This window comes from uncultured Amnibacterium sp. (assembly GCF_964244015.1).
GTDB lineage: Bacteria > Actinomycetota > Actinomycetes > Actinomycetales > Microbacteriaceae > Amnibacterium.
Genome location: NZ_CAXTHO010000107.1, coordinates 1 through 10484 on the forward strand (window position 1 = coordinate 1; position 10484 = coordinate 10484).

Annotated in this window: 9 protein-coding genes; 7 read left to right on the plus strand and 2 right to left on the minus strand. The window is 70.6% G+C overall.

Going from position 1 to position 10484, the window contains the following annotated elements; genetic code table 11:
• The first annotated feature begins 141 nt into the window (after positions 1–141).
• From mtrA to secA, 6 genes are all read left to right on the plus strand, one after another.
• Complete coding sequence (gene mtrA, locus ACFE67_RS11725) at positions 142–822, plus strand: MtrAB system response regulator MtrA (protein ID WP_375407060.1); 681 nt, start codon at positions 142–144, stop codon at positions 820–822.
• Positions 823–825: 3 nt separating this feature from the next.
• Positions 826–2475 carry an MtrAB system histidine kinase MtrB gene (gene mtrB, locus ACFE67_RS11730; RefSeq protein WP_375407061.1) on the plus strand — a complete coding sequence of 550 codons (1650 nt, stop codon included), beginning with the start codon at positions 826–828 and terminating at the stop codon, positions 2473–2475.
• On the plus strand, positions 2472–4157 hold the full coding sequence (locus ACFE67_RS11735; RefSeq protein WP_375407062.1) for a hypothetical protein: 1686 nt from the start codon (positions 2472–2474) through the stop codon (positions 4155–4157). Before mtrB ends, ACFE67_RS11735 begins: the two co-directional genes overlap by 4 nt.
• A 58-nt stretch (positions 4158–4215) precedes the next feature.
• Positions 4216–4854, plus strand: coding sequence for a ComF family protein (locus tag ACFE67_RS11740; protein ID WP_375407063.1), 639 nt, complete (start codon positions 4216–4218; stop codon positions 4852–4854).
• A gap of 173 nt (positions 4855–5027) precedes the next feature.
• Positions 5028–5714, plus strand: a complete 687-nt coding sequence (gene hpf, locus ACFE67_RS11745; protein ID WP_375407064.1) for a ribosome hibernation-promoting factor, HPF/YfiA family — start codon at positions 5028–5030, stop codon at positions 5712–5714.
• 152 nt (positions 5715–5866) lie between these two features.
• Positions 5867–8719, plus strand: a complete 2853-nt coding sequence (gene secA, locus ACFE67_RS11750; RefSeq protein ID WP_375407065.1) for a preprotein translocase subunit SecA — start codon at positions 5867–5869, stop codon at positions 8717–8719.
• An 87-nt stretch (positions 8720–8806) separates the two neighbouring features.
• Here secA and ACFE67_RS11755 read toward each other — a convergent pair whose 3' ends face one another.
• Entirely contained in the window at positions 8807–9241 is a 435-nt protein-coding gene (locus ACFE67_RS11755; RefSeq protein WP_375407066.1) for an Rv3235 family protein, read from the minus strand.
• A gap of 149 nt (positions 9242–9390) precedes the next feature.
• Between ACFE67_RS11755 and ACFE67_RS11760 the strand changes: the two genes are divergently transcribed.
• Entirely contained in the window at positions 9391–9954 is a 564-nt protein-coding gene (locus ACFE67_RS11760; protein ID WP_375407067.1) for a hypothetical protein, read from the plus strand.
• Positions 9955–10013: 59 nt separating this feature from the next.
• Here ACFE67_RS11760 and ACFE67_RS11765 read toward each other — a convergent pair whose 3' ends face one another.
• Positions 10014–10289, minus strand: coding sequence for a helix-turn-helix domain-containing protein (locus tag ACFE67_RS11765; RefSeq protein ID WP_375407068.1), 276 nt, complete (start codon positions 10287–10289; stop codon positions 10014–10016).
• Between the last annotated feature and the right edge of the window lie 195 nt (positions 10290–10484).

Consider the following 10484-nt stretch of genomic DNA (forward strand, 5'->3'; position numbering starts at 1 on the left):
CCTCCACGCCGCCCCGCCCGCCGCCCCTCAGCACCGAGCCCCGCGTACGGAGCGCCACGCGGGTCACGGGTCGATTACGCTGACGGGACCCGGTTCTCGCCCGTCGACGTCGACGGGCGACCTGAGCGTGCGGAAGGCGGCATGAGCGGTCGGATCCTGGTCGTCGACGACGACACCGCACTGGCCGAGATGATCGGCATCGTCCTGTCCAGCGAGGGCTGGGAGCCGGTCTTCTGCGCGGACGGCGCGGAGGCGCTCGGCCGATTCCGCAGCACCGGCCCCGATCTCGTGCTGCTGGACCTGATGCTGCCGGGCGCCGACGGCATCGAGGTCTGCAGGGCGATCCGCGACGAGAGCGGCGTGCCGATCATCATGCTCACCGCGAAGTCCGACACGGCCGACGTCGTGGACGGGCTCGAGTCCGGCGCGGACGACTACATCGTCAAGCCGTTCGACCCGAAGGAGCTCGTCGCCCGGATCCGCACCCGGCTGCGCCCACTCGCCGCCACGCCGGGGAATCGCCTCCGGATCGGCGACCTGACCGTCGACGCCGCAGGCCACGAGGTGCAGCGCGCCGGGTCCTCCATCCCGCTCACCCCCCTCGAGTTCGACCTGCTGCACACCCTCGCGTCGAAGCCGCACCAGGTGTTCACCCGCGAGATGCTGCTCGAGCAGGTCTGGGGCTACCACTACAAGGCCGACACCCGCCTCGTGAACGTGCACGTGCAGCGGCTGCGGGCCAAGGTCGAGGTCGACCCCGAGAACCCGCGCATCGTCACCACGGTGCGCGGGGTGGGGTACCGCGCCGGTGCGGCCGTCTGAGCCATGAGCGCGGAGCAGCCGCGAACGCCCGCATCGATCACGGCGGCGGTGATCGCCCGCCGGGTGCGACGCTCGTTCAGCGCGCCGGCCAGGATCTGGCGGCGCTCGCTGCGCGTCCGCACGGTGGCGATCACCCTGCTGCTCTCGTCCCTCGCGCTGTTGGCGGTCGGCACGGTCGTCTCCTACACGATCGCGAACGGGTTGTTCGAGGACCGGGTCGCCCAGGCCGAATCGCAATCGCTCCGTGCTGCGACCTCCGCGCAGGGCATCGTCAACAACGCGGGCTCCACCGCCCCGAATCTGCTCGAGTCGGTGCGAGGCCAAGCGATCAGCAGCATCGATCAGGTTGCCAAGCCGTCCGGCTTCGCCTGGTTGAGCACGCCGAATCTGTCGCCTGTCGCCAGCTCGGAAGCCATCGAGCCACTCGTCAGCGCCGGTCTGAAGGCGTCGCTGAAGGACGGCAGCGGTCAGCACTGGCAGTCCGTCTCGATCCCCCTCAAGAACGGTCAGGTGCACCCGGGGGTCGTCGTCGGCGACGTGCTGTCCGTTCCAGGCGGCCGAAGCGAGCTGTACCTCGTCTACGACATCAACGACGTGCAGGAGACCCTCCTGGTCGTGCAGCGCGCCCTGCTGATCGGCGGACTCGCGTTGCTCGTCCTGATCGGTGCGGTCGCCGCGGTGGTGTCGAACCTCGTCGTCGCGCCGCTGAAGCAGGCAGCCGCGACGAGCGAGCAGCTCGCGGAGGGCCACCTGGAGCAGCGCATCCCGGAGCGGGGGGAGGACGTGGTCGCGACTCTGGCGCGGTCCTTCAACCGCATGGCGGAGAACCTGCAGCGGCAGATCACGCAGCTGGCGAACCTGTCCCGGGTGCAGCAGCGCTTCGTGTCCGACGTGTCGCACGAGCTGCGGACCCCGCTCACGACGATCCGGCTCGCGTCCGACATCCTGTACGACTCGAGGGCCGGGTACGACGCGCCGAGCGCCCGCTCGGCGGAGCTGCTGAAGATGCAGGTCGAGCGATTCGAGGTGCTGCTCGCCGACCTGCTCGAGATCAGCCGGATGGATGCGCATGCGGCCGATCTGAGCGGTGAGCCGACCAACCTCGTCGCGCTGGTCCGGGAAGGGATCGACTCGCTCGGGGGCCTGGCGGAGGAGACCGGTTCGGTCATCCACCTGCACACCCCGGGCGGCTACGCCGACGTCGACGTCGACGCCCGCCGCATCGCACGTGTCGTGCGCAACCTGCTCGCGAACGCGCTCGAGCATGGTGAGGGCCGGCCGATCGACGTCACCATCGACAGCTCGCAGGGCGCTGTGGCGGTCGGTGTCCGCGACCACGGGATCGGCATGACGCAGCAGGACGCCGAGCGGGTGTTCGACCGGTTCTGGCGTGCCGACCCGTCGCGGCAGCGGCGGATCGGCGGCACCGGTCTCGGTCTCGCGATCAGCCTCGAGGACGCGACGCTGCACGGAGGCACGCTGGAGGTCTGGACCCGGCGAGGCGGGGGTACGAACTTCGTGCTCACGCTCCCGCGCGAGGGCGACGCCGTCGATGGGGACCGGCCGGTCCCGGTCGTCCCCACCGATGCAGGACCGGAGCCGAGCCAGACGGGTGAGAAGTCGGCGAGACGCGCGCTGCGAGTCAGCGCGTGAGGCGTCTGCGACTCGCGGCGCTCGTTGCTGTCGCGCTGCTGCTCACCGGCTGCTCGGAGATCCCGATGTCCGGACCCGTGCAGAACGGGTCGACGGAGGGCCCCAACAACACGACCATCGTGTACCTCCCGAACCCGCCCGCGCCGGGTGCGAAACCACGCGACATCGTCACGGGATTCGTGACGGCGGCGAGCGCAGGTGGCGACTTCCGCGTCGCGAAGGAGTACCTCGCGTCGTCGTTCGTGACGAAGTGGAAGCCGAGCAGCAGCGTGCTCGTGCAGGAGTCGCAGTCGACGATGAAGGTGATTAGCAGCACAGACATCACGGTGAACGTCCCCTTCACCGCAGAGGTCAGCCGCTCGGGTGTCTACAGCCCGACCCCTGGAAGCAGGCGCCTCGACTTCCATCTGACCCAGCAGAGCGGTCAGTGGCGGATCGATTCCGCACCCGACGGCATCGTGCTGGGCGAGACCGTGTTCCAGCGGATCTTCCGGCCCCAGGCGGTCGAGTTCTTCGACCCCACCTGGAGGCGGCTGGTTCCCGACTTCCGCTGGTTCCCCGTATCACCGAAGGTTGCCTCCGGTGATCCGAAACCCGCCGACGTGGTCGACGCCCTCCTCGCCGGCCCGACCGGACCCCTCGCGGGTGGCGTCGTGGCGACGGCCCTCCGCGGTGCGACGAGGGAGGGCATCGAAACCAGCAGCAACGGTGTCACGACGGTGACACTCAGCGTCCCCGGCAGCGGACCGAGTGCCCAGGTGACCGGCCGGATGCAGCAGCAGCTCATCCAATCCCTGCAGCTGCCGACCGCCTCCGCGCTCCGGCTCGTCGTGAACGGTCGAGTCGCGGCTCCGGTGAAGCTGATCTCGAACCAGCCCGGCTCGCTGAACGCCTACGTGGTGACGAAGGGGAAGTTCGGCACGCTCGCGTCGAACGGCGGGTTCACGGAGGAGCCGACGCTCGGGAAGCAGATCGTGGCGACGCGTCCGTCCGCGGTGACGGTCTCCGTACCGCAGAAGCTGGCGGTCGTGCGCACCGGGTCGGGCGAGATCGCGATCGTCACCGCGACCGGTCGGCGCGTCATCGACAGCCGCGCCGGCGTCATCGCGCCGACCCTCGACCAGCGCGGCTGGGCCTACTCGGTACCCGCGGACCAGCCCGGCGCCTTGCAGGCCTCCGACGGCAGCGGACCGTCGATCGACCTCGATGCCGATCTCGGCGGCACGAAGGTGGACGCGATCGAGGCGTCGCCGGATGGCACTCGGATGCTCGTGCTCGTGGACACCGCGAAGGGCCCGGAGGCCTTCGTCGCCGGTATCCAGCGCGATTCGGACGGGACGCCCACCGGACTCACCACGGCGCACTACCTGGTGGACCTCGGCGGCAGGAGCGGGTCCGGCGTCGGTGCGACATGGGTCGACGACGGTTCCGTCGCGACGCTGATCGGCTCGTCGGACGCCTCCTCCGAACGCGTGCGGGCGCAGCAGCTCGGTGGTGTGGCCCTGCCGCTCGGACAGCTGACGAACGCCACCTCCATCGTGGGCACCTCGAACCTGACCGACCTCCGGGCACGGATATCGACCGGTGACCTGTGGACCTGGACGAGCTCCCTGACCAGCAACCTGTGGCAGTCGGAGGGGGCGGAACCGGTGAACGTCTCGGTCCTCGCCGTCCAGCGCTGACCCCTCCGGATCCGCTCCTCCACAGGACAGGGAGCCCTCGGCGGGCGAGCATCGATCCGTGGACGGCGCGATCGCCCGGGCGGCCGGGTTCCTGCAGGAGCTCGTGCTGCCCGTCGACTGCGCCGGTTGCGGGACGGCCGGGCCCGCGCTGTGCCGCGACTGCCGCCTCCGGCTCGCTCCGCAGGTGACGGCCCGCAGCGTCGGCGGGATGCCCGTCGCGAGTGCGCTGGCCTATTCCGGGGTCGCCCAGCCGGTCATCGTCGCCTTCAAGAACGAGGGGCGCACCGGGCTCGCGCCGCCGCTGGCCGTCGCGCTGCGGGCCGCGGTCGCCGCGGCGGTGCAGGAGGTGGAGGGCGACGACCTGCTGTTGGTACCGATGGCCAGCACCCGGCGCTCCGCCGCCGAGCGCGGGTACGACCCGGTGCGCCTCCTGCTGCGCCGCGCAGGGCTGCCCCACACGGACGCGCTCCGGCTCGTGCGACGGCCCCGGGATCAGGTGCGGCTCGGCCGCGAGGCGCGCTTCGCGAACCTCGAGCACGGCATGGCGGCACGTGTCCCGCTGACCGGGCGGCGTGTGCTGCTGGTCGACGACGTGGTCACGACCGGTGCGACGCTGACCGAGGCGGCGCGTTCCGTGCGGGCGGCCGGCGGGCGGGTGCTCGGAGCCGCGACGGTGGCGTCCACGCGCCTCCGGTGAGCGGACGAAGCCGAAACCATGAGAGCGGTGAGGGGGTAGTGACGGCGTACCGGGAGGCGGACTACGGTTCGGTAACGGCGTCGAAGAAGACCGCCCGGCCCTCCACGGGGGCCGCCACCAGGCGACCAGGAGGTCCGACCAGGGCGGCGCGCTCGGATACGAGGGAGGTCCCGATGGACATCACACTCATCGGTCGCAACGTGGAGATCACCGATCGCTTCCGTTCCTACGTGGACGAGAAGTCGGAGCGGGTGGAGCACCTCGCCGATCGTGCGCTCGCCCTCGAGGTACGGCTCTGCCGACACCATGAGACGCACGGCACCGCGGGCGACGATCGAGTGGAGATGACCCTCATCGGGCCCGGACCCGTGGTGCGGGCGGAAGCCTCCGGGATCGACAAGTTCGTGGCGTTCGACGTCGCGCTGAACAAGCTGATGGAACGGCTCCGCCGCGCGAAGGACCGCAAGAAGGTGCATCGCGGCCACGGCAACCGTCTCGAGAGCCTCCGGGACGCCAGCGCCCACGACTTCGCGTCGCACGGCGTCATCCCCGCGGATGCAGCGCTGCTGCGGCCGGTCGCGGAGGGCGGTGCTCCAGAGGCGTCGAGCCTCCCGGAGGAGGAGCACGCCAGCCCGGTCGTGATCCGCAGGAAGCAGTTCCCGGCGGAAGCGCTGAGCGTCGAGGACGCGGTCGACCGGATGGAGCTGGTCGGCCACGACTTCTTCCTCTTCATCGATTCGACGACGGGCGAGCCGAGCGTCGTCTACCGCCGTGTCGGCTGGAACTACGGCGTGATCGCGCTCGACGGCCAGCGCGAGACCGCCGACCGCATCCTCGCGATGGCGGGCGCCTCCGCCTGACGCACAGAACTCTCCGTTTTGTAGGACGCGGCGTCCTACAAAACGGAGAGTCCGGCGACCGCAGGCCGTCGCGCCCCCTGATGAGGGGCCTGGGGTAAGTTCGATCGCTGACGTTCCGGTTCTCACTCCACCGGGACGGAGGGAGAGTCCACGTGGCGAACGTGCTCGAGAAGGCCCTGCGCATGGGCGAGGGGCGGCTGCTCCGCAAGCTCAGCCGCATCGTCGACCAGGTGAACAACCTGGCGGAGGACTTCACGCACGTCACCGACGACGAGCTGAAGGCCGAGACGGCGGAGCTGCGCGAGCGGTACGCGGCGGGGGAGTCGCTCGACGATCTGCTGCCGGAGGCGTTCGCCGCCGTCCGTGAGGCGGCGGCGCGCACCATCGGCCTCCGTCCGTTCGACGTGCAGGTGATGGGCGGCGCGGCCCTCCACCTCGGCAACATCGCGGAGATGAAGACCGGCGAGGGCAAGACCCTGGTCGCGACGATGCCCGCCTACCTGAACGCGATCGCCTCCCGCGGGGTGCACGTCGTGACGGTCAACGACTACCTCGCCTCGTACCAGTCCGAGCTGATGGGCCGCGTGTTCCGCGCGCTCGGCATGACGACCGGCGTGATCCTCTCGGGGCAGACGCCCGAGCAGCGGCGCGAGATGTACCAGGCCGACATCACGTACGGGACGAACAACGAGTTCGGCTTCGACTACCTCCGCGACAACATGGCGTGGGAGCCGAAGGAGCTGGTGCAGCGCGGCCACTACTTCGCGATCGTCGACGAGGTCGACTCGATCCTCATCGACGAGGCCCGCACGCCGCTGATCATCTCCGGCGCTGCCAGCGGCGAGGCGAACCGCTGGTTCGCCGAGTTCGCGCAGCTCGCGAAGCAGCTGCGGCCCGGCGACGACTTCGAGGTCGACGAGAAGAAGCGCACCGTCGGCGTGCTCGAGCCCGGCATCGAGAAGGTCGAGGACTACCTCGGCATCGACAACCTCTACGAGTCCGCGAACACCCCGCTGATCTCGTTCCTGAACAACGCGATCAAGGCGAAGGCCCTGTTCAAGCGCGACAAGGACTACGTCGTGATGAACGGCGAGGTGCTGATCGTCGACGAGCACACCGGTCGCATCCTGGTCGGTCGCCGCTACAACGAGGGCATCCACCAGGCGATCGAGGCCAAGGAGAACGTCCAGGTCAAGGCCGAGAACCAGACCTACGCCACCGTCACCCTCCAGAACTACTTCCGGCTCTACAAGAAGCTCTCCGGCATGACCGGCACGGCCGAGACCGAGGCCGCCGAGTTCATGGGGACGTACAAGCTCGGCGTCGTCCCGATCCCGACCAACCGGCCGATGCGCCGCACGGACCAGTCCGACCTGATCTACAAGAACGAGCAGGCCAAGTTCGCGCAGGTCGTCGAGGACATCGCCGAGCGCAGCCGCAGCGGTCAGCCGGTGCTGGTCGGCACGACGAGCGTCGAGAAGAGCGAGTACCTGTCGAAGCTGCTCGCGCGCAAGGGCGTCAAGCACGAGGTGCTGAACGCCAAGAACCACGCCCGTGAGGCCGCGATCGTAGCCCAGGCCGGGCAGTTCGGGTCCGTCACGGTCGCCACGAACATGGCCGGCCGCGGCACCGACATCATGCTCGGCGGCAACGCCGAGTTCCTCGCCGTATCGGCGATGACCGCCCGCGGCCTGTCCCCCTCCGAGACGCCCGACGAGTACGAGGCGCAGTGGGACGCCGTGTTCTCGGCTGTGAAGGCGGAGGTGGACCAGGAGGCGGAGCGCGTCGTCGCCGCAGGCGGCCTGTACGTGCTCGGCACCGAGCGGCACGAGTCGCGGCGGATCGACAACCAGCTGCGGGGCCGGTCGGGCCGTCAGGGCGACCCGGGCGAGTCCCGCTTCTACCTGTCGCTCACCGACGACCTGATGCGCCTGTTCAACGCGGGCGCCGCCGAGGCGCTGATGGGCCGCTCGGGCGTGCCCGACGACCTCGCGATCGAGTCGAAGGTCGTCTCCCGCGCCATCCGGTCCGCGCAGTCGCAGGTGGAGGGGCGCAACGCGGAGATCCGCAAGAACGTCCTCAAGTACGACGACGTCCTGAACCGGCAGCGCGAGGCGATCTACGGCGACCGCCACCACATCCTCGAGGGGGACGACATCCACCTCCGGGTGCAGTCCTTCCTCGAGGCCGTCATCGACGACGTCATCGACTCGCACACGGGCGAGGGGTCGGGCGACGACTGGGACTTCGACGCCCTCTGGGCCGAGCTGAAGACGCTGTACCCGATCTCGATCACGATCGAGGAGGTGCTGGCGGAGGCCGGCAGCAAGGGCCGCGTGAACCGGGACTTCGTGAAGCGCGAGGTGCTCTCCGACGCGAAGATCGCCTACGCGAACCGCGAGGCGCAGCTCGGCGACGAGGCGATGCGCGAGCTGGAGCGTCGCGTCGTCCTGTCCGTGATCGATCGCCGCTGGCGCGACCACCTGTACGAGATGGACTACCTGAAGGACGGCATCGGCCTGCGGGCGATGGCGCAGCGCGACCCGCTGGTCGAGTACCAGCGGGAGGGCTTCAGCATGTTCCAGACGATGATGGGCGCGATCCGCGAGGAGTCCATCGGGTTCCTCTACAACCTCGAGGTCGAGGTCAACCCGAACGGCGTCGCCGCCCGCGGGCTCGAGGCCGGGCAGTCGAACGAGACGCTGCGGTTCACCGCACCCTCCGACGACGGCGGCGTGGAGGTGCGCAACCAGCGCGGGCTGCTGGAGCGCGCCGCGACCGCGAAGGCGCAGCTGGCCGCGGCGCAGCAGGCGACGCAGTTCGGCGGCGAGCTGCCCGAGCGCGAGGACCAGCCGGCCCGCGGCCCGCAGCGCGGCGGCGCCCAGCGTCCTGCGCCGCAGCGCCCCCCGGCGACGGCTCAGCGCGGCGCATTCGGCCAGCAGCAGGCCGCCGGCGCGCCTCCGCAGAACCGCTCCCAGCGTCGAGCGGCCGACCGCGGCCAGTAGCTCGCGCGGTGTTCACGGATCAGGGGATCCGGCGGCGCGGAGCGCCTCGCCGGATCCCCTGATCCGTGAACACGATCGACTCGAGACCTACAGGACCGCCAGCGCCGTCGCGCGCCAGCGGTTGTCCATGCCCTCCAGGCGGATCGCGACGGCACGGGTGCGGGTCACGCCGTGGAGGAGCACCGTCGCCTCGACGACGTTGCTCGCCGGGAAGGTGATGCGCTTCGCCGCGACGGCGGCACCGGGACGTGCCGGCATCTGGCCGCGTACCGCCCGACCGCGCGCGGCGATGACCGATCGCCGCAGCAGGTGCCGGTAGACCCCCTCCGACAGCCAGCGGCCCAGCTGCTCGAGGTCTCGAACGCCGCCGAGCACCTCCACGACACCCGTGGCGAGGTTCTCGACCAGCATCGAGGGGTCGGGCAGCTCGGATCGCGGCGTCAGCTGCCGATCGAAGTACTCGTCGGTGCGGACGACGGCGAGATGGCGGCGTGCGGACGTCGGCGGAGGGACGGCGCTCATGGAACTCCGATGCGAAGGGGTGGTTTCGCGGATCGCCCGGGTAGGCGATGGCCATACCCAAGCAAACGGTCCGCTGCCCCGTCCACTGTTCGAGCGGATCTGTGGATAAGTCGGGTCGTCGTGCCCTTGCTTCCGGGTACGGTTCCGCGATGCGCTGGGACGAGCTCTTCGCCGACCTCGAAGGTCAGCTCGAGCACGGGCTCGGGGCGGAGGAGCGGGAGGCGGAGCTCGAGGAGGAGCGCCTCCGTGTCGGGAGGGCCACCCTGCGGGACCGCATCGCCGCGATCGGCGCGGAGCCGGTCCGTATCCGGCTGGTCGACGGCGCTCAGATCGAGGTGATGCCCCGCACCGTCGGCCGGGATTGGATCTCGGGGGACCTCGTCGGCTCCGCCGCTCAGGTCGTGCTGCCTCTGCAGGCGGTGCTGGCCCTGCTGCCGACGCCGACGCAGGTGGTGCGCAGCCTCGAGCCGGTCGCACTGGGCACGGTGACCGACCGGATCGGGCTGGCCTTCGTGCTGCGCGACCTCGCTCGCCGCAGGAGGACGCTGCAGCTGACGACGACCGGAGGCGTGCTGTCCGGCACCATCGACCGCGTCGGCAAGGACCACCTCGACCTCGCCGTGCATCCGGCCGACGGCTGGCGCCGCTCCTCCGCGGTCGCCCGCATCGAGGTGCTGGCGCTGACGCAGCTGCTGCTCGTCCGGATCGACTGAGCCGGGTCGGATGGGCGCCGATCGACTGAGCCGGTCGGACAGGCGCCCGGTCGGACGGCTCAGAGCAGCGGGCCGGTCCGCAGCTCGGGCACGATCGCGTAGTCGGACTGCCGCCAGTTCGCGATGCGGCGCTCCTCCTCGTATCGCGCCTGGATGTACGCCTCCAGCTCGGTGCGCTCGACCCGCCACTGGCGGGCGGCGCCGATGCGGATCGCCGGCAGCTCGCCCGAGCGGACGAGGGCGTACGCCTGGGCCGCCGACACCCGCAGCACCTCCGCCGTCTCGGCGACGGTGAGGAAGCGTCCGACGAGGTCGGAGGGTTCGGCTGCGCTCATGGAGGCGATCCTGACACCGCGCCGCCGCCTCCGACGGAACCCGATCAGGACTGTGGATAACTTCCGACGCCGCTGGGGCGGACCCGTCAGCATGGCCGAATGGTTGCCCTCCCGCTCGCCGCACGGCGGCGCCGCATGCTGGATCCGCGGATCCTGATCGGTGTCGCGCTGATCGCCGCATCCGCGCTCGGCACG